General features: G+C 45.8%; 19 protein-coding genes. 9 read left to right on the top strand and 10 right to left on the bottom strand.

The features are described from left to right. The first annotated feature begins 2 nt into the window (after nt 1-2). Nucleotides 3-887 carry a ribonuclease H family protein gene (locus ACWQAU_RS11575; RefSeq protein WP_027821865.1) on the top strand — a complete coding sequence of 295 codons (885 nt, stop codon included), beginning with the start codon at nt 3-5 and terminating at the stop codon, nt 885-887. 86 nt (nt 888-973) lie between these two features. On the opposite strand, the gene ACWQAU_RS11570 is transcribed toward ACWQAU_RS11575, so the two are convergent. Both ACWQAU_RS11570 and ACWQAU_RS11565 read right to left on the bottom strand, forming a co-directional pair. Next, nucleotides 974-1744 carry a Cof-type HAD-IIB family hydrolase gene (locus tag ACWQAU_RS11570; protein WP_003642683.1) on the bottom strand — a complete coding sequence of 257 codons (771 nt, stop codon included), beginning with the start codon at nt 1742-1744 and terminating at the stop codon, nt 974-976. A gap of 18 nt (nt 1745-1762) precedes the next feature. Beyond that, the gene (locus tag ACWQAU_RS11565) at nt 1763-2701 is read right to left on the bottom strand and encodes a LacI family DNA-binding transcriptional regulator (RefSeq protein ID WP_003646569.1); all 939 of its coding nucleotides are present in this window, start codon (nt 2699-2701) and stop codon (nt 1763-1765) included. Between the two features lie 160 nt (nt 2702-2861). On the opposite strand from ACWQAU_RS11565, the gene ACWQAU_RS11560 reads away from it, so the two are divergent. Then, entirely contained in the window at nt 2862-3725 is an 864-nt protein-coding gene (locus tag ACWQAU_RS11560) for a MurR/RpiR family transcriptional regulator (RefSeq protein WP_027821864.1), read from the top strand. Between the two features lie 95 nt (nt 3726-3820). On the opposite strand, the gene ACWQAU_RS11555 is transcribed toward ACWQAU_RS11560, so the two are convergent. After that, nucleotides 3821-4798 (bottom strand): Gfo/Idh/MocA family protein, encoded by a 978-nt coding sequence (locus ACWQAU_RS11555; protein ID WP_024002666.1) that lies wholly within the window; start codon nt 4796-4798, stop codon nt 3821-3823. Nucleotides 4799-5023: 225 nt separating this feature from the next. Next, nucleotides 5024-6043 (bottom strand): Gfo/Idh/MocA family oxidoreductase, encoded by a 1020-nt coding sequence (locus ACWQAU_RS11550; RefSeq protein ID WP_003646566.1) that lies wholly within the window; start codon nt 6041-6043, stop codon nt 5024-5026. 244 nt (nt 6044-6287) lie between these two features. On the opposite strand from ACWQAU_RS11550, the gene ACWQAU_RS11545 reads away from it, so the two are divergent. The 3 genes from ACWQAU_RS11545 (at nt 6288) to ACWQAU_RS11535 (ending at nt 11293) form a co-directional block, all read left to right on the top strand. Beyond that, nucleotides 6288-8291 (top strand): Na+/H+ antiporter, encoded by a 2004-nt coding sequence (locus ACWQAU_RS11545; RefSeq protein WP_027821863.1) that lies wholly within the window; start codon nt 6288-6290, stop codon nt 8289-8291. Nucleotides 8292-8560: 269 nt separating this feature from the next. Continuing rightward, the gene (locus tag ACWQAU_RS11540) at nt 8561-10312 is read left to right on the top strand and encodes a 1-deoxy-D-xylulose-5-phosphate synthase (RefSeq protein ID WP_013355797.1); all 1752 of its coding nucleotides are present in this window, start codon (nt 8561-8563) and stop codon (nt 10310-10312) included. 426 nt (nt 10313-10738) lie between these two features. Next, a complete protein-coding gene (locus ACWQAU_RS11535) occupies nt 10739-11293 on the top strand; it encodes a cysteine hydrolase family protein (protein ID WP_003642674.1) in 555 nt (184 codons plus the stop codon). Nucleotides 11294-11353: 60 nt separating this feature from the next. On the opposite strand, the gene ACWQAU_RS11530 is transcribed toward ACWQAU_RS11535, so the two are convergent. The 3 genes from ACWQAU_RS11530 to ACWQAU_RS11520 are packed head-to-tail and all read right to left on the bottom strand — an operon-like array spanning nt 11354 to nt 13197. After that, entirely contained in the window at nt 11354-12127 is a 774-nt protein-coding gene (locus ACWQAU_RS11530; RefSeq protein ID WP_003642673.1) for an ABC transporter permease, read from the bottom strand. Then, nucleotides 12117-12827, bottom strand: coding sequence for an ATP-binding cassette domain-containing protein (locus tag ACWQAU_RS11525; RefSeq protein WP_003642672.1), 711 nt, complete (start codon nt 12825-12827; stop codon nt 12117-12119). Before ACWQAU_RS11525 ends, ACWQAU_RS11530 begins: the two co-directional genes overlap by 11 nt. Beyond that, complete coding sequence (locus tag ACWQAU_RS11520) at nt 12808-13197, bottom strand: GntR family transcriptional regulator (protein WP_003642671.1); 390 nt, start codon at nt 13195-13197, stop codon at nt 12808-12810. The genes ACWQAU_RS11525 and ACWQAU_RS11520 overlap by 20 nt, the downstream gene beginning before the upstream one ends. A 187-nt stretch (nt 13198-13384) precedes the next feature. Between ACWQAU_RS11520 and ACWQAU_RS11515 the strand changes: the two genes are divergently transcribed. Further along, nucleotides 13385-13666 carry a bacteriocin immunity protein gene (locus ACWQAU_RS11515; protein WP_003642670.1) on the top strand — a complete coding sequence of 94 codons (282 nt, stop codon included), beginning with the start codon at nt 13385-13387 and terminating at the stop codon, nt 13664-13666. 842 nt (nt 13667-14508) lie between these two features. Here ACWQAU_RS11515 and ACWQAU_RS11510 read toward each other — a convergent pair. Next, nucleotides 14509-15432, bottom strand: a complete 924-nt coding sequence (locus ACWQAU_RS11510; RefSeq protein ID WP_003644698.1) for an alpha/beta hydrolase — start codon at nt 15430-15432, stop codon at nt 14509-14511. A gap of 116 nt (nt 15433-15548) precedes the next feature. On the opposite strand from ACWQAU_RS11510, the gene ACWQAU_RS11505 reads away from it, so the two are divergent. Genes ACWQAU_RS11505 through ACWQAU_RS11495 form a run of 3 tightly spaced genes read left to right on the top strand, consistent with a single transcriptional unit; the run spans nt 15549 to nt 18643 of the window. Then, nucleotides 15549-17348 carry a M3 family oligoendopeptidase gene (locus ACWQAU_RS11505; protein WP_027821862.1) on the top strand — a complete coding sequence of 600 codons (1800 nt, stop codon included), beginning with the start codon at nt 15549-15551 and terminating at the stop codon, nt 17346-17348. Nucleotides 17349-17365: 17 nt separating this feature from the next. Then, complete coding sequence (locus ACWQAU_RS11500) at nt 17366-17782, top strand: helix-turn-helix domain-containing protein (RefSeq protein ID WP_003642665.1); 417 nt, start codon at nt 17366-17368, stop codon at nt 17780-17782. 9 nt (nt 17783-17791) lie between these two features. Further along, nucleotides 17792-18643, top strand: coding sequence for a hypothetical protein (locus ACWQAU_RS11495; RefSeq protein WP_027821861.1), 852 nt, complete (start codon nt 17792-17794; stop codon nt 18641-18643). A gap of 127 nt (nt 18644-18770) precedes the next feature. Here the strand turns inward: ACWQAU_RS11495 and ACWQAU_RS11490 are convergent, their stop codons facing one another. Together ACWQAU_RS11490 and ACWQAU_RS11485 are read right to left on the bottom strand one after the other, a co-directional pair. Then, nucleotides 18771-19127 (bottom strand): DUF6483 family protein, encoded by a 357-nt coding sequence (locus ACWQAU_RS11490; RefSeq protein ID WP_027821860.1) that lies wholly within the window; start codon nt 19125-19127, stop codon nt 18771-18773. Between the two features lie 14 nt (nt 19128-19141). Then, a complete protein-coding gene (locus tag ACWQAU_RS11485) occupies nt 19142-19456 on the bottom strand; it encodes a LasU family protein (protein ID WP_027821859.1) in 315 nt (104 codons plus the stop codon). Between the last annotated feature and the right edge of the window lie 979 nt (nt 19457-20435).

Genomic DNA, 20435 nt, shown 5'->3' with positions numbered 1-20435 from the left:
CCATGGCACAAAAATATTACGCTGTTCGTAAGGGACGCCAACCTGGTATTTACCGCACCTGGCCCGAAACTCAAAAGCAAGTTAGCGGTTATCCACAAGCACAGTACAAGAGCTTCACAAGCGAGAAAGACGCTCAGGATTTTATGGCTGGTAAGGCCCCAGCTCACTCAAAATCAATATCTAATCAAGCGCCGGTCAACGCAGCCATTACTGTTTATACTGATGGCGGTTCGCGAAATACCGGAAACGTTGCCGGTCAGCACGTGCACCAAGATGATAAGGCTGCCTGGGCTTATCGGATTGAAATGCCCGACCAACTCGTCACTGACTCTGCCGGCGAATGGGGTGCCACCAATAATCGCATGGAAATCATGGCCTTCTTACGAGCTCTTGAACAATTGCAACAGCTTGGCCAAACTAAGACTGGGATTCTGTTCGTACTTGATTCACAGTATGTCCTCAACGCAGTCACTAAGGGCTGGCTGGCTGGTTGGAAACGACGCGGCTGGAAACGCAGCAATGGTCCGTTAGTTAACGCTGAGTTATGGCGTGAAGTCGACCGGTTGCTTCCAGCATTCACTGCACTTAATTACCGCTGGACTAAGGGCCACGCTACCAATCAGGGCAATGTCTTTGTCGATCATTTGTTGAATCAAACTATGGATCAAATGCACGCTGGTCAGCCGGCCCAAGCCTCGACTGGTGCTAAAATTAGTCCACAGCCAGCTAAAACTAGTGTGCCACAGCCGACTATGTCGAACCCAACACCAACTAAGTCTAATCAATCGGCCACTGTACGCTCGACACCAGCTGAAAAAAAGCCAGTTGATCCCGAACAAGTCGCCCGTTCAGTAGCGGCGATCAAGAAGATGCTACGCGATAACTAATCAAAAACTGTGACCCCAACATACTGATTGCTGGAACCGAATTCCGCAAGTCAACTGTTTGGATCACAGTTTTATTTCATTAAAATTTATAGCCAACCAATTTTTTTTAGTCCATTGGCGATGCCATCGTGATCACAATCGGTCGTCGTAATGTCTGCTAATGCTTTAATCTCAGCTTTCGCGTTACCCATAGCGACCCCAATACCGGCGCTCTGAATCATCTCTCGGTCATTATCATTATCACCAAAGGCCGCAACGTTACTCGAATCGACATTAAGTGCCGCTGCCAGTTTTGCAATTCCTTGCGCCTTAGATCCCACTTTGGGAATGATATCAACCCCGCGTTCATGAAAACGAACAAAGGAAAACTCATCTGGATGCGGCAACAATCGATTTTGGACATCCGGGTAAAACATCATGGCCTGATACACATCATGGTGCTGATAGTAATCAGGGGCATAATCCAACTCAGGTGCCCGAAACGTGTTCAACACCTGGCGCGTCGTGGTGGACGGATGTGTGTGGATATGTAGCCCATCCAGTGATTCGACCACAATATCAATATTCTGTTTATCCGCCGCCGCAACCAATTTGCCAACATTGTCTTTAGATAAGGTGTGTTGATGAATTTGTTGGCGACCAGCAAACGCTGCTGAACCATTGCACAGTACATAATCTTGTAATTGTAAGGCATTAATAACTGGCCGGGCCATCGCTAAATTGCGACCCGTGGCGATGGCTACATGAATCCCGTCATCTCTAAGTGCTTGAATACTTTCAATGGTGCTCGGTAATAATTGCTTATTGCGAGCCAATAGTGTGTCATCAATGTCAAAAACTGCTAATCTTGCTACCATATTAATTGCTCCTCCAAGTTATCGCGGGATAAATTCTGATTTAATCAATTCATGGGTACGGGTCTTGCCGATTGCCAATCGAAATGCTGACTGACCCAATGATTCTAGATGATGGTCGATCGTCGAAAACTTTAATAGTCGACTCGTCAGCAAGTTCTCCTGCCCAATCACTGGAATGGGGGCTAACCCGTGATCCATAAAATATTGATAGGCGCCCGCCCCAATATCATCGCCATTTGCAAAAATCGCGGCCACGCGAGACGCTTGATTGGCAAAATACTTACCAGCGTGGTAACCGTCTTCATAAGTGGCAGCACCGGTATAGAGTCGCTCGTCATCCAACTGACCATATACTTCGTGGTAGGCTCGCCGCGTAACCCGTGTACTAGCACTAATGACGTTATTACGGCTCAAAATAACGCCCATCGTCGCATAACCTTGTTGCTTCGCCCACCGTAATGCCGTAACATATGAAGCCATGCGGTCCGTATAAGCTGCGGCCAATGCCCGGTCATCACCTGGATCTTCACAACAGACGATTTGACCATACTTGCGGTAACGTTCCAGTGTATCCAGTGAACTACTACGTGACGTAAAAATCAGCGCATCATAGGCTTTACTTCTTAAGTCTTCTAAATAATGGCGTTCAATCGTCATATCATAATTAGTCGGTAGCAACATGATTTTATAACCCGCCGCAAAGCCTGCACTGACGATACCATCAACTACCCGTGCGAAATACGGGTGATTCGCATACGGTAGTACCACGCCAATTGTCTTCGTCCGCCCCCGACTTAAATCACGAGCGACCCGGTTAGGTACGTAATCCAGTTCTTGCATAATAGCCTCAACTTTGGCCCGTTTATCATCCGCAACGTACTTCTGATGGTTAATTACCCGCGAGACTGTCGAGACGGAATAACCCGATAGTCGCGCAATATCATGTATATTCGTCATCACAGAACTTCCTCTCTCAATTGATGATACCACGTTGTTTCATATAATTACCATAATTTATGAAACCGGTACCAGGTCAAGCTGATTTTACTCAGTTTTATGATAATCGTCGCTTTTTTCCAATATTAACCGTATGATACTAACTATGGAGGTCGATGACATGTCAATATTAATTGCCTTGCAACAACAGTCAGACTTTACTAGTACTGAACAGCGGATCAGTAGCTATATTCTGGCACATCTAGATCAAATGCCAACTATTCTGATCAAAGACCTAGCCGCTAAGACGTACACATCCCATTCAGCAATCATTAGGTTGGCCCAAAAATTGAACTACCGGGGCTTTCGCGATTTCCAACGGAAATTGACTGCCGAAAGCATTGCCCAGGCACATCAAGCCGCCACTGTGGATGCCAATTTTCCGTTCTCGGCGACAGATTCGGTCGCCACAATCAGCCAAAAGATGGCCGCCTTGAATATTCGGGCCATTCAGACAGCCCAGCAGCAACTTGATACGAACCAATTAGCCCAAGCTGCTGACTTATTGACGCGATCAAAACGAATCTTTATCTTCTCGCAAGGTGACTCACAACTACGGGCCCGTAGTTTTCAAAATAAACTCGTCAAAATCAATCGTTTTGCTATAATCGCCGAAGAATATGCTGACGAATCCTGGAACGCAGCCAACTTAACAGCTGATGATTGTGCTCTGATTATTTCATATGCTAGTACTACTAAAATCCATCAGCAAGTTGCCACCTATTTTCACGCTCATCAAATTCCCATGATTGTCCCAACAGGTAATCCACAATCACCACTCATCAGTCAAGCGACCCAGCACTTGCTCACCGTTCAGAGTGAATATAATTTTGCCAAAATCGGTACTTTTGCATCCCAAGCGGCGTTTGAATACGTCTTAGACAGTCTTTTCGCAGTCATGCATGCACATGATTTTCATCACCATTTACAAGACCTGCGACAAAAACAGCACCTAATCCAGGACGGCCCGCTCACCACAAAATAACACATCTAACGACTCAAAAGCGCGTCCTACAGTTTCTAGGACACGCTTTTTACAATATCTTCTATTTATTGTGCAGCCACGTTAGCAACGACGCATTAGCCCAATTGCAATCCCGCGCTCGCTAACGCTTGGTCAACAACTTCCATGACCGCTTGGGAATGATCTAATTGCCGCTTAACGGTTACCATATCGTGATTAGCAATAAGACGTTCAAACGCCACAAACTCAGCATACATCCGATGCTCAGCTTGATTAAGCGCTAAATCAGTTGTCGTTCCATCATGTGCAATTTCAGTGATACTTTCGACCGTATTAGTAGGACCGTTGACAATGATCGAACCAGTCGTCCCCTGAATCGTGGAACGTACCGGTGAAGTCGAATCCTTGGCACCGATACAAACGACTTTAACATTCGGATAGGTCAACACTAAGATGCCTGATGTATCAATATTTCGTTCAACATTAGCTAAATACTGCACGTGCGTTGGTGCGCCTAACAAGCCAACCACAAAATGAATATTATAAATATTCAAGTCCATCAGGGCGCCCCCACCAAGCTTAGGATTAAAAGCTGGTAAGATCGTTCCGGCTTTAAACTGATCATAACGTGATGAATACTGCGAATAGTTGCATTCGATAATTTTCAAGTCGCCCAACTTGGTCAAATCACGTTTGATTGCCTGATAGTTTTCCAAATACTGATTCGTAATTGCTTCGATTAACACTAAGTCTTGGCGACCTGCCAATTCGATTAGTTCCGTTAACTGGGATGCCACTAACGTAAACGGCTTCTCACAAATGACGTTCTTCCCCGCTTGCAATGCCCGCTTCGCATAGCCATAATGTAACGAATTCGGCAAAGCGACGTACACTGTATCAATTGTCGTATCGGCTAGCAAAGCTGCATAATCTGTGTAGACCGTTCCAATACGATACGTGGCTTGCAGCTCGCGTGCTCGCGCCACACTCCGCGGCGTTGACAGCAATCCCACCAATTCAATCGCGGGAATGCTCTTCACCATTGGCAAGAAGTCCTGAACAATCTTGCCTGTTCCTAAAATTCCTAATCGCATCATAATCCTCCTCATAATTTATATTAACGAATTAATACCGGCCAAATGCAACCAGCTAAGGCCCACTGAAAAAAGCTCAAGTTTACGTAAACATGCTTAGCCAGCGTCGGCTTGCGCCGACCGCCAACAATTGGCACCAACCTCCTAGGACGCACACCGGTAGCCGAACAACAATCTAAAGCTGACACGTACCAATAGCTGGGCTAGTGCAACACGCAAGAAGCGCTAATGTCGGCATTGTTGAATACCAGTTTCTAACATTTTCACTTGCAACAACGTTTCCTCATCTTTGACTAACTTGGGTTGTCCATTGATGATGCTGTCGTAAACGCCGGCGTAAACCCGACTGTAGTCACCAACTTCCGAAACGACTGCCTCTTCGTGATACTGACCCGCATCGTCGATATAAGTTAACGTGCCATAGTTTTCAGGTTGATCAATGCCAAAGTCAGCGTGATTCGGCATGTAAAAATGTTTCAGATCGTATTCCTGACGATCCTTAGTCGCCTTTACGAACATGCCCTTTTTGCCATAAACCACGAAGCTCGGCCGTGATTTAATGCGGAAATAGCTAGATTTTACAGAGACTTTCAAGGCACCGTAATACAGATCGATATCAAAATAATCATTCATCCGGTCACTTCCCAATAGTTGCCGAACATCATAGTGCACGTCATCCGGCTCCCCGAAGTATGCAATCACTTGGTCTAAAGTATGGCAAGCATGACCATATAAATAACTCGTATCTAATGAAAAATGGTCAACATTGGTTGGAACCTCTGGCCGGAAATAATCAAAGTGCATTTCGACTTCCAGCAAGTCACCGAGGACGCCGCTTTCAATGACCTTTTGTGTCGTCAAATAGTCCGAATCAAAGCGCCGATTCTGGTAACACTGAATAAACAAATGCTTTTGCTTAGCCAATTCAAAAAGTTCGCGGGCTTCCGCTGATGTTTCCGTAAATGGTTTTTCCACCAAGACATTCTTACCATGGTTCAAGACATCCTTAGCTACCGAATAGTGCGTATGACTAGGTGTTGAAACAACTACGAGCTGAATATCAGGGTCCTCATAAATATCTGCTAACGTAGTCGTGTAATGCACGCCCGCAATTGGTTGCCAATTCTGGTGTCCTGAACGTGAATAGATGGTCTTCACCTTAATTTGATCTTTGAGTTTCAGTGCAAATGGTAAGTGATAGCGGTTAGCACTCTTACCGTTGCCGATATAAGCAATTGTTAACATCGCGATGTCCTCCAGTTAAGTTGATAATTTCATTATACTGACTTAGAACGTCACGCCAAGCTAATGACATACTTTAGGTCAAAACGTTCAATAATTAACTTCTAATCGGTCTTTTTTTAAACATTAGGTCCAGCCCCAAATTAATCATTGCAGATAATACTTTTATTCATATGATTGCGTTAAAATTAAACTACTGATTGCGTTAAAATTAAACTACTTTACAAAATCCAGGAGGAAATTTGGTTTGCAAACCGTTTTCTTAGTCTTATTACTCGTTGCGACTGTCGTCGTTGCTAACGCCGTCTACGCACGTTTCAATCAAATTCCAGTCGCCTTTTTACAAATTGGGGCTGGGTTAATCTTGTCTCTGATTCCGTTGTATCGAAATTTTGAATTGGAACCTGAAATTTTTCTATTCGTCATTATTTCGATTTTAATGTTTAATGATGGCCAAAACACCAATATTCGCAAGCTCAGTCACCAGTTTGGCACGACCCTTTCGCTTTCGGTAGTGTTAGCCATCGTGACCATCCTAATTGTTGGTACGGTCACTCACTTACTGATTCCCGAGTTTTCGCTGGCACTTGCTTTTGCCCTTGGCGCTATTATTACGCCAACCGATGCCGTCGCGGTCTCATCGATTACGACTAAAGTTGCGATTCCAAGAGCAGTCATGACGACGCTTGAAAATGAATCACTGTTCAATGACGCCTCCGGAATCGTGGCCTTTAACTTAGCGATTGCTGCGATCGTCACTGGTAAGTTTTCAGTCTGGCACGGAATCACTAACTTTTTATATGTCTTTGCCGGTGGAATCTTCGTCGGCCTAATCATCGGTTATGTCATTGTTGCTGTCAGGATTATGCTGATTCGCATGCGGGTCGATACACCTTCTGTGATCGTCCCCTACACATTACTGACACCGTTTGTCGTCTATTTCTTAGCTGAATCATTAGGCGTTTCCGGTATCTTGGCTGTTGTTGCCACCGGTCTCATTCATGGTGTCCAGTCCGATCAATTACGGTTGACCACTTCCCGGCTACAAATCGTGATGACAACGACTTGGTCAATCGTGGCTAGTATTTTGAACGGTATCGTCTTTGTGTTATTAGGTGTGTCGTTGCCAAGTGTCATCAACCACTTACAGCAACGTGATACTAGTTCGGTCGCGGTATTAGTCGGTCTGGGAATCTTGCTCTACCTAATCATGACGTTCGCCCGTTTTCTCTGGACGCGCTTCGACTTAGCCCGTATTCGCGCGTGGGATAATCATGAAAAGACCCGTAATGCATTCGTGATGGGTCTGAGCGGCGTTCACGGCACGATTACGCTGGCGATGGCTTTTTCATTACCACTAACACTCAACGGCAGTGCTTTTCCTTATCGCAACGATATTATTTTCGTTGCCGCAGTGGTCATTCTAACTAGTCTGCTGGTGCCAACACTTTTGTTACCGTTGACGTTGCCAAAACAAGTTGTTAAGGTCACTGAAGATGAATTGGCAACCGCCAAAGCTGACATGGTAACTCACGCTATTGATCTCATGCAAGCACGCCATGGTAATAATGCTGGCACTAGTAAAGTGATTGCGATTCTGTCCGGCCAACGAGTACTAGATGGTCGTCCTAAGCGCTCGCAACTGGCGAGCTTGTTCGACGCCACTTTCAAAGTTGAACAAACCACTATTGATGAAATGGTTGCCAACAATGAAATCACGCCCCATGCCGCCGAAAAGTACATGCGCGTCGCTAGTCAGACGCGTCTGCAGAATCAACAAACTTTCTTCGAACGTTTGAAATTATTTTTCCGGTTTACACTCAGCAAATGGTCGCTCAGCAAAAAAGCTCGTGCCCGACGTAAAATGTTCCGACAATACCGGCCCCGTGGTGGTCAGAGTCGAACTGAGCTCATGACTCGTAATCGGCAAATGTGGCAACAAATGCGACAGATCGAACAAAAGCCGTATGAGGCCGTGTTAGCTTATTTAGCCGACACGATTACTGCTGACAATCAGCAAGCTATCGGGATCGTTCGCCGCGCCTATGATGAACGTCATCGCCGCCTATCTGGTGAACGGGATTTCCAGGAAACTCAAAATGAGCTTCTAATTGAAGCATTCCAGTTGGAATATAACTTCATTCAGACCCAATTAGCCAATAAAACATTCAGCTCAGAACTTGGTAACCAACTCTATGAACAAATTTCAACTGATCAGTTAGTTTACTTGCAATCGATCAATACCGACTAAATTCGTTTAGTAATGTCAATAACGTGACCAACTGTCCACACCACTATTTGGGCATCGGGTCCGTTACACTAACGTTGTACCATTGGTCGAACTGCCAACTGAACGTCTCAACAAGCCCCCCAATCTTGTGACCATGGTAACCTAATGACGCCTGACAACTTGTCGGCGTCATTTTTTATGATATTTTTGAAACAAAACACTTGTCTTAGAGTGGCTCTAAGGTGCTAATCTATAAAAGTATTCATGAATGAGAAAGTGAGCGATAGATAATGGAAACACCGATTTTAGCACGCATTGATCAGCCGGCCGATCTGAAACAATTATCCTTGCCGGAATTAACACAACTCGCAAGCGAGTTACGTCACGTCCTACTCAATAAAGTTAGTCAAACTGGTGGTCACGTTGGCCCTAACTTGGGCGTAGTCGAATTAACCATTGCCTTTCACACCATTTTTAATTCACCAGTCGATAAGGTTGTATGGGATGTTTCACACCAATCCTACACACACAAGATTCTAACGGGCCGAAAGCAAGCTTGGCTTGACCCCGCTCATTATAATGATGTCAGCGGCTACACTGCCCCAGAAGAAAGCCCCCACGACTATTTCAATATTGGTCATACTTCAACCTCGATTGCCTTGGCAACTGGCATGGCTGTTGCTCGTGACCTTGAGGGCAAAACAGGCAATGTCATGGCAGTGATTGGTGACGGCTCATTATCCGGTGGTTTAGCATTGGAAGGTCTAAACATCGCGGCCACCTTAAAGTCTAACCTCATTATTCTGGTTAACGATAATGGCATGGCAATTGCAGAAGACCATGGTGGCATTTACCAAAATCTCCGTGAACTCCGCGAAACTAACGGCACGAGTTCCCATAACTTGTTCAAAGATTTTGGCCTCGATTATCGCTACGTTGATGATGGTAACGACCTTGAGACCATGCTAACGACTTTTAAGGAAATTAAGGATGTTGACCACCCAATCGTGTTGCACGTCCATACCGAAAAGGGTCACGGCTATCAACCCGCGATCACTAATAAAGAAGCTTTCCACTGGCACGTGCCGTTTGACCTAGCGACCGGTCAGACGTTGCATCCCAACACCAAGGAAACGTATACGGATGTCATTCATGCCACGTTAGCCGATGAGTTAGCAGCCAAGACGCCTATCACGGCAATTACGGCGGCTGTTCCAGGAACTTATGACCTCAAACGCTTTGCTCGCCAATATCCAGACCGGTACTTTGACGTCGGCATTGCCGAACAAGAATCGATTACATTTGCTGCCGGACAGGCCCAACAAGGCTTACGGCCAATCGTCTTCCATTCTGGTACCTTCTTGCAACGGGCCTATGATCAACTATCCCATGATCTTGGCATCAATAAATTGCCCGTTACGATCATGGTTGCCGGTGGCCGCATTAACGCAGGCGATCCAACTCATCAAGGTATCTTTGACGTTGCCATGCTCAGTAATATTCCTAACTTAACTTACTTAGCGCCAACGACCAAGGAAGAACTTCAAGCCATGATGCACTGGGCTCTCCATCAAAATAACGGTCCGGTTGCCATCCGGGTACCAAGTAATGACGTCCAGTCAGTACCTCTAGCGCCTGATTTTGACGCAACTAAGATGCACACATTACACGCTGGTCAGCAAGTTGCTTTACTCGGTGTAGGCAGTCTCCTGCCTTTAGCAACAGCCGTGCAACAACAATTAGCTGAGCAACACATTGACGCGACGCTCATTGATCCCCGGGACATTTCTGACCCCGATACGACGACTTTGGCCAACTTAAAGGCCGACCATCAGTTAGTTGTCACGGTTGAGGAAGCCAGTCTCAGCGGTGGTTTTGGTGAAAAAGTCAGTCGCTACTATGGCAACAGCGCTATGCACGTTCTGAACTTTGGTGCTGCCAAACGCTTTAATGACCGTGAAACAACTAATGAACTGCGGCATGAATTTAAGCTGACCCCTGACCAAATTGTCACGGCAATTACTGATCAACTAGCAGAATAATCATCAGGCCAGCGACTCAACTTTCGTTTACCCATCAAAAGTCTAACCAGCATGTTGTCGAACTCAACAGCACGCTGGTTAGACTTTTTATATTTAACTGACAATAACCCCGATTGGGAAAACAGGACGGCGGCTACTTTGCCAATTTGGGGCAAAGATCAGCAATTAGCAAACAGAACGCCGGCTAATAAGTCGCCATTCGCAATTATTTATATTAACGTCCGATACCTGGCGCCTTGGTCGGCCACAAAATATTATTAATATTTTATTGTTCAGAAAAGACTTTCAGCAAGCGGCTGTCCTTATAGCTCCAAATCTCATTAATATAATTATTTAGTCAATCCAACGCTAGTTAAACAATTGACAGTCCCATCAGAGTTGTTTACAGTAAAACCAATCTCAAACCTAATATTGGAGGCCTTTATTATGGCAAGTCACCAAGCCTTACTGATTATTGATTATACGAATGATTTTGTGGCTGACGGCGGGGCACTCACTTGTGGGCAACCCGGCCAAGCGCTCGCACCAACGATCGTCAAACTCGCCAACCAAATGGCTACAGCAAGCGACTGGGTCTTACTGCCAACCGATGTCCATACCCCGCATGATCCTTACCATCCCGAAAGCAAGTTGTTTCCACCTCATAATGTTCGGGGTACCTGGGGTCGTGAACTCTATGGGCCACTCAAAGATTGGTACGCTGATCATCAAGCCGCCGATAATGTTTGGGCATTCGACAAGACGCGTTACAGTTCATTTGCGGGTACTGATTTGGATTTACGTCTGCGAGAACGCCATGTTGACACCCTGCACTTAGTCGGTGTTTGTACCGACATTTGTGTCCTTCACACGGCTGTTGACGCCTATAATTTGGGTTACCAACTCGTCATTCATCAGGATGCCGTTGCTAGTTTTGACGCCGCTGGTCACGAATGGGCGTTGCGTCACTTCAAAAACAGCTTAGGTGCAACCATCGTTTAAAAAATGCGCAATAAAAATCACTCATTCAATACGAATGAGTGATTTTTTAGGATTACTAAATTAATTCAAGGTTGGCTCAACCCATTTTTGCAACATCAAGGTATTCAACACACCTTCAACTAAGATAACTGCCAACATGACGAGACTACCGACCCATAAAGAATCGATTTGTCCCTGGTTGACTAGCTGACTGGAGAGAAAGCTGACCATGCTAATCAACAAATTAGCTAAGCGGAAAGCTACGTAAATGACCACCACCGTGATAATCACATTGACGAACCGTTGCCGAAATCGTGGTAAAAAGCCCTTGGTCGCATTCGTAACAAAATGGCAAAGCGTTATCGTGCTCCAAATCAGAATCGTCACAAGAACTAAGACTAGCAACGTTCCGAGTGCGAACTGCACGGCACTACCCGCATCAAACTGGCTAAAGAACAGCGACGCTGATGTTAAGCCTCCCATCAGTTCATTCCAACCAATCCACAGAGTTAAGCAGAATAAAATCACTTGGACCAACCAAACATAAACAATATCAACCAACGAAACGACTAAATTAATCGTATAGCGTCGCCAATCGCTAATTGGCAATAACCAGAACGTCCCCGCCCGGAAGAATTTTTCATTTGAAACTGCCAATAAGATAAACCCAACGATTAAAGGTAACGCCATCCAAGCACATAAATTATAGAATAATGTGGCAGCTGTGAAGTTTCCTTTGATGGCAGTCCACAAACTAGTAACAATCACCGCCAAAGCTTCGATACCAATCAATAAACTCATTTGCTTAAAGCGTGGCCAACTGAGGGCCTTAAATAGTGACCAACTACTTGTCATCCGTCACACCTCCCATATATAAGCTCTCATAATAATCTTCAAGTTCCATGCCATGTTCGTCGCGAATCTCATCTGCACCCTGATGAACAACAATTGTTTGGTCCTTAACGACCACGATTTCATCAAGAATCGGCGCGATTTCAGTGACATAATGATCACTAATCAATAATGTCGCTTCGGCAGGCGTCCACTTGATAATACTGTTAATAATTTTTTTGCGGCTCATACTGTCGATCCCACTAAACGGTTCATCTAATAAGTACAAAGCCACTTTGCGACTCAGGGTCAGCGCAATGATTAATTTCTCGCGGGTCCCCTTAGACAACTCACCCAATTTTTGTTGTTGGTTGAGTTCCAGAAAGTCAACCAGCTCTTGATAGCGTTTGGCGTCAAAATCAGGATAAACAAGTTGATAAAATTGCGCGATTTGTTGTAATTTCATACCGGCACTAAAACCAGTCAAATGATCCGTGAAACTTACCTGCTGCTTACGGGCTACGGCAGTTGTCGCACCATTGATCACAATACTGCCCTGACCCTTGGCACTACCCGTAATTAGTCGCATCAAGGTCGTTTTCCCCGCCCCATTTTCACCTAATAAACCGACAATCTTGCTGGGCGCCAGGGTTAATTGAACATTTTGTAAAATCATTCGTTGATTATGTTTATAACGTAAATCCTTAATCGTCAATGCTGTCATGATTGTGCTCCTCTCGTTGGGCAATGTATTGTTGCAGACTCGCCACGATTTCGGCGTCACTTAAATTTAGTGCGTGCAATTGGTCGTACGCTAATGCTAATTGCTCGTTCACCAGTGTAGTCCTCAATTGCATAATATGCGCCTGATCTTCCGTTACGAAATTCCCCTTACCTCGTTGGGACGTCAGAGTGCCTTCCGTAATCATCTCACTGAGTGCCCGCTGAACTGTATTAACATTAACCGTCAAGTCCAACGCAAGCTGCCGGACTGCGGGCAACTTTGCCCCTGGTGGTAACGTTCCGTCAATCATTTTATGATAAATATACTGTTTGATTTGATAATAAATCGGAACCTTGTCATCAAATTTCAATTTAACGGCCTCCTTAGTGTTCTATTTTTCTATTACAATATAACACAGCTGATACCAAAAGTACAATAATGACCTACCGTTACTTGTGATAGCGGTTACATTTGTAACTTGAATCTCAATTTAGGAGCGCTATACTTAAATTAGGACGTGGACTAAGTTCGCCACATCACAGGAGAGGGATGGTAGCATGTTAAAAAACGAAAACGCCATTGCGCTAATTCGCGCCATCGATGTCGCTTATAGTGACCCCGAAGTACGCGCAATTCCCGAATTACAACAAGCCTTAGCTAAGGCCGCACAAGACTTAGACTGTGTTGCGGACCACCATCAAGTCGCTAGCCGCCTAAACCAGTTGCTAACTACTTGGGGGGCTCGTCATTCACAAGGCCCCGCCGTGCTTGACCAGTTATACCTGATCACACTCAAAGATGGCGTCGATGTACCTTGCCAGGTCCCATACCGGGCATAATTATCTTAATATCACAAAAGCTCCCAGATCGAATCAATTTGGGAGCTTTTGTGATATTAAGAGGCCGTTTGTTTGATTCCTGTTTGTCAGCAATGATCATCCGATTCCGACCTCCGGGGCTGGGTGACAATTGCTGGAACGTAAGCCGACGTCGATTTGAGCCCGTGCACAACCCGCCCGGTCTCAAATACGAGTCTTATTCTAAGCCGAAAGCACCCCACTTCCGACTAAGAATAATTTGGCTACTGAGCATTGTCACCCAGCGCCTCCAGTCGGTAAGCCGCTCGAATGGCTGATGAACGGCCACTGAACTCGGTACAATTTGTCGTTGGCTATTTTGGCAAAGGAACCTCCAACGAAAATTTAAGGTTACAGCAACCGCTTTGTCTAGACGGTCAATTATTACTATGTTGATTGAGGAATAGGGCGCTATCACAATATCACCTTCAGCCTGACAGTTGATTGAGAAAATTACTGTTTATGAAAAGTAACGACAAATCGATCAAAAGTTGAGTACATCTCTATCAGCCATTCGAATACTCTCCCGACTGGAAGGCGCTTCTGACAATGCCCAGTGGTGAAATTTCACTTAGCAAGCGTCTTGTGCTTGGTTAGTGAAAGGTCAGTATTTGAGACGTGGTTTTTCGGCTCAAATCTGTGCCCACCACGTTCCGGCAATTGGCAGAAATGCCTGGAAGTCGGCGTAGGACGAACTAACTAAGCAAGGTTACGCTAACTCGCACTTTTTCCAGTGGTCCATAGCTGGCTGCTTTTGTCCTTGAAAGTTAGCATCCTAATATCACGATTCATGACAAATCAGTGCTAATTCAAGCAAGCTAACATTACTGCACGTATTGTTCCAAGAATGCGGCGACGTGACGCTTGTAACGTTGGTAATTCTGAGTAATGGCCGTGGTGTGGCCGGCTCCCTTCACCAACCATAAAGACTTGGGTTGGTGAGCATTGCGGTACAGCGTCTTGCCCATGCTAGTCGGGACAAAATCATCCCGGGTGCCGCTGATAATCATGATAGGCAAGTGGTTTTTACGAATCTGAGCGATTGCATCCGCCTCTTTGAAGCTATAACCAGCACGTAATTTAGTAATGAGACTGGTTACGTTGACTAACGGAAACGCGGGTAAATGATAGAGTTGCCCCGCTTGATAACTAATAATCGCATCAGCACTCGTAAACGGACTATCGACGACGTACGCTTTGATCTGTGGCAACTGCCGTTCACCACTGGCCATCGTCATCCCGGCTGCACCCATACTGATACCGCTCATCACGATTTGAGTTGTGGCCGTTTTATGTACGACGGTTTTGGCCCACTGCAAGTCGTCGCGGCGCTCCAGCCAGCCGTAGCCGACCGCTTTTCCCTGGCTCGCACCACTTGCTCGGGAATCAGGAACCAGCACGTTGTAGCCGAGTTCATGATACATCCCCGCCCACGCACCCATCAAACCCTTATTCCCAGCAAATCCGTGTGCCAAAACAACAGTCCTCTTAGAATTTTTAACTGGAATATACCAAGCAACCAACCGTAAATGATCCGATGACTCAATAGTCCAAGTTTGCTTACGCGCATGTAAATACCAATACTTTTGGTGATAAACCGAACTTTTTTTCGATAGCTTTGTACTCTGCGTAACAAATGACTTATCACCACGGGCAATTGCCACGTGGTAAAAATAACTGCCAGCACCAATCACAGCTCCCGCTACCAGAACAACGAGTACCCCCAGTGTGATCCACCATTTCTTCATTAAAATTCACTCCTTGATGAGACAAAAATCTGTTTTGAGCGGGAAAATTTCGCCACTACTTCATAATAACCGTTATAATTAAAGATAACTAGACCAGATTGAGGAGGCTTCTTTTTATGCACTATTCCGAAACGTGGGATTTGGACAGTATCTTTGCTGGTGGCATTGATTCCCCAGCACTAACTGCAAAAATGTCCACGATTAAACAGCAGTTGACCACGACAGCAGACACCTTAGTTCACTGGCGTGCTGCCGCTGACACACCAGACGCCGACTGGTTTACCCAACTCGTCAACAGTCTGCAAGCCATTCAAGCCGGTATTGACCAAGCTACCGTTTTCGTGGTTGCTTATCAATCCGCACATGCGGACGACACCAAAGCCGCCCCACTATTGAACCAAATTTATCAACTTGATAATCAGTTAAACAATTTATTAACCCGCTTCAAGAAGCAGCTCGTTAAGTTAGATCAAGCCACCTTTGACACGCTCGTGCAACAACCGGCACTACAAGCCATCGCCTTTAACTTAACCGAAATGCGTCAGCAAGGCTTAGCGCTCCTAGATGACGACACTGAAGCCCTAATCAATGACTTAGCACTCGACGGTTTTCAGGGTTGGAGTGACCACTACGACACGTTAGTTAGCCAAATTCAAGTGCCCTATACCGATGAAAACGGGATAACCCAACAACTATCCGCGGGTCAAGCTCAAAACATGTTAGCAGCCGCCATGCCGAACGCTCAACGCGCCGAATTAATGTGCAACTGGGAGCACGCTTGGCAAACTCACGCCGCTCCCTTTGCTGATACGTTGAACCACTTGGCGGGCTTCCGACTTGCCAATTATCGTGCGCATGGTACGACGAACTTCCTACAGAAACCACTAGAACTCAACCGCATGAGTCAAGCGACACTAGACACAATGTACCAAGTTGTCGCTGACAGCAAGGACATTTTACTAAGTTACCTGAAGCGTAAGGCCCAGTTACTCGGTAAAGATCAACTAGATTGGCAAGATATTGAAGCCCCACTAACCTTGGGACAACTTCCTAGCCAAACTTACGATCAAGCTGCCGATTTTGTCATTAACAACTTTCGCCAATTTAGTCCAAAGATGGGCGCTTTAGCCCAACACGCCCTTGAACATCGTTGGGTTGAAGCTGAGAATCGCCCTAATAAGCGGCCTGGTGGCTATATGGAAAATCTACCAGAGACCCACGAATCCCGAATTTTCATGACGTTTACGGGTTCACCTAATGACACAGCCACCCTCGCCCACGAATTAGGGCACGCCTTTCATGGCAGCGTCATTCAAGATCTACCACTTTGGCGTCAAGATTACGCGATGAACGTGGCCGAAACCGCCTCAACATTCGCCGAACTGATTGTCGCTGACGCCAGTGTCAAAGCGGCCGATGATGCCAAAACCAAATTAACTTTATTGGATGCTAAAATGCAAAATCCGTTAGCCATGTTTCTGGATATTCGAGCCCGCTTCCTGTTTGAGACGCGCTTCTATACCGCCCGTCAGCACGGGATCGTCACTCCTGACACTTTGTCAGACTTGATGCTAACCGCCCAAAAAGACGCCTATGGTGATGCCTTAAATACTTACCACCCGATGTTTTGGGCTAGCAAGTTGCACTTTTACATTGACGACGTCCCGTTTTATAACTTTCCATACACATTTGGCTACCTTTTCAGTCTCGGTATCTATGCTCAAGCTAAAACACAATCGGACTTTGAAGACCGCTACATTGCCCTATTGCGAGACACCGCCAACATGTCGACCGAAGCCCTAGCTGCCAAACACCTCGGTGTTGATTTGACCAAGCCGGCCTTCTGGCAAGCTGGTGTGGCTTTGATCAAGCGGGATATCGATGAATTCATGGCGTTATCCGCACCGTTAATCTAAGGAATGGAAGTGAGCACATGTTTCCAGAACGTTTAAGAGCACTACGTCGGGGGCAAAAAATGACCCTCGCTCAACTCGCGGCGGCCCTCAATCAAATGCCGACCGCAGACAAGACGACTCGTCAAAATACCGCGGCTCAAATTGGTAACTGGGAGCGGGACTTACGGACCCCGTCCTACCTAGAAGTTCGTAAATTAGCCGAATTTTTCAACGTCACGACCGATTACTTGTCAGGTAAATCAGACCAAGAAGAGTATGACCTCGGTCGCATCTTTTTATCGGGCAAGCCGTTGACGTTTAATCAAGAACAATTATCCAGTGAAGACCGCTATGAACTGTTTCAGTTGATGGATGGTTACTTACATGGTCGCCAGCATCGGGTTTCAACGGATGCGACCGGCCAAGAAGAATTAGACTTACACTTTGATGACTAGGAGTTTTTTATGAATCCCAAGAAGTTAAAACAATTAAAAAAGCGGGTCAAAAAGCAAGCCGGTGCCCCGTATATTCAACAGTTGATGAAGTACCGCGACTTATTTAAGGATGATCCCCAAATTCTAGTACTGATCAATAATGTCTTGGAAAGTGACCGCTTGCTGGCAGCCGGCTTAGCTCCCCAACAATTGCCAGTCTTAGAAGTCCCTGATGATTTTCAGGACCATCTCTTTGAGCGCATCAATCAGCAATATGCCATGGGTGATCCTGCTGGTGATGCGGCTTGGAACCAACTATCAGCCGCTCTCCCAAAAGTTGACCAACTTCTACGCAATTTTCGAGACTATATCGAAGAGCAGTACGGGATGTGGGCCTATATCAGTGCGCCATTCCTGAAAGACCTAGCTGACTTCACCGGCAGCGCGCCAGTTCTGGAAGTCATGGCCGGTAACGGCTATATTTCCAAGGGCCTCAAACGTCTCCATCCTGGTCAGCCAATTTATACCACGGATTCAAAGGATTGGACACACGAAACTGGCAATCAGACGGGACGCCACCCAGTCACGACGATTGAAGCGTTGGATGCCGTCAGTGCCTTCAATAAGTACGCCGCAACTATTAAATACGTCATTATGGCCTGGTCACCGGACAAATTGACTATTGATTGGGACTTGTTACAAGCTATGCGGCAAAGTCCTTACGATATCCCATTGATCGTCATTGGCGAAAAATACGGCGCCACGGGTTCCAAACAATTTTGGGACCACGCTAATTATCAGGATAACGAGGCCGTTACCAAGTTAAATGCTCATTTCCGACCATTCGACCTGATTCACGACCACGTCTATGTGGTCCGATAATTGAACACGCGTTAAATTAAAAGTCGTGCTTTCAGGATTAAATTCTGAGAGCACGACTTTTAATTTTTCCGTCATAGCTGAATCTCTTTTTTGCCAAATTCATTCGTGATTTGCTTAAATCTTAGCATCACATTTTCAATTTTTGCAGTTGTTCCAATCCCGCCACCAACGATGTTCGTGAAATTCCCCCGGCAGCGAGACTTTGGTCGTCAAATTGATTAAGCGTCGCATAAAGCCAAATTCCGAGCTGCAAGAATTCAGCTTCCGTCATTGCGAACTGCAACGCTAACAACCGATGAGCGGCTTGAGCATAAGCCTTTCTGTCAATGAGTTGTGCCAATTCGACTTGATGTGGCAACGGCTGATCTTGATCTTGCGGAAACACCACCTCAGTTGTGCCTCCCTTATGACGACTAAGCGTGTACCCTAACTCCGTTGCGAACGCATGTAACTGCCGCATTAACCAATCACTTTCATCTTGCATTAGCATTAATCCCCCTAATTGTGTGCCATCCAATAAATCGCTAAAATTGTCAAAATGACTGATAACGTACACATGTACCAGTAAAATTGTTTTTCCGGTACTGTTCGACCATGCTTTCCCTGATAGGCATCCGCCATACTAGTGATAAACGTCGCCAAAATTGTATATAAGATCAATAACGTAAACGCGTAGGCCGTCCAAGCCGTCCCCATCGGTTGGTGCATTGCTTGCAAGCCCCAGCCAATCAACCATCCCACCAATAAAAGACCCGTAGGCGCTGCAATTAACCGTCGCTTCATCCTCATCACTCCCCCTAGAATTAGCTTCATTATCCGCTTTTAAAACTCTCAGACCAAGCAGAATGACGCCCTAAAATTATATCCGCATGATACCAAGCCTTTTCTGCACGAAATATTGTTAAAAGGTTCCGGTTTAAGATCAAAAGCAACCAGCTTAGGCCCGCTGGAAAAAGTTCGAATCAGCGTAAACATGCTTGGTTAAACGCGTCCTACGCCGACTTCCAGGCATTTCCGTCAATTGCTGGAACGCGGTGGACACAGATTTAAGCCGCAACCCACGTCTTAAATACTGGTCTTCCACTAACCAAGCAAAGGACGCTTGCTAAGTGAAATTTCACCGCTGAGCATTGACCGAAACGCCTTCCAGTCGGGACAGTGTTCGAATGGCTGACACGTGCGTTCCGAACTTTTGCTGGACTTGTCATTGTTTTTTACAAACAGTAATTTGTCAATTAACTGTCAGGTTGATGATGCTATTGTGATAACTTACCATTTCTGAATTACCTTAGTAATAGTTGAATATTTCGACAAAGTAGAGAATACACATTGATATTTCACTAAAAGTTCCAATAAAAAATAGTCAGCGACTAATTGTACCAAGTTAAGTGGCTGTTCATCAGCCATTCGAGCGGCTTCCCAAAACGTGTTCGGTGCCACTAAAGCCTGTGCTTGCTACGCCAACAGACAAATGCCAAAACCGCATTAATCAGTTGGCTAGGCAATGCTCGACTTCAACCCGTGGCCCCTCACAAGCTAGAGACTGGAGGGGCTGGGTGACAATGCTCAGTAGCCAAATTATTCTTAGTCGGAAGTGGGTTGCTTCCGGCTTAGAATAAGACTCGTATTTGAGATGACGCGGATTGTGCGTTAGCTCAAATCGACGTCGGCTGCGTTCCAGCAATTGTCACCCAGCCCCGGAGTTCGGCATAGGACGCGCACTGGCTGACGAACAGGAATCGAGTTAACCGGAACCTTTTAACAATGATTCCTGACCTATCCTAGAACAAAA

This window comes from Lactiplantibacillus sp. 3062, assembly GCF_055413545.1.
The sequence above is the reverse complement of the archived record's forward strand: the minus strand, read 5'-3'. Positions and strand labels throughout refer to the sequence as shown.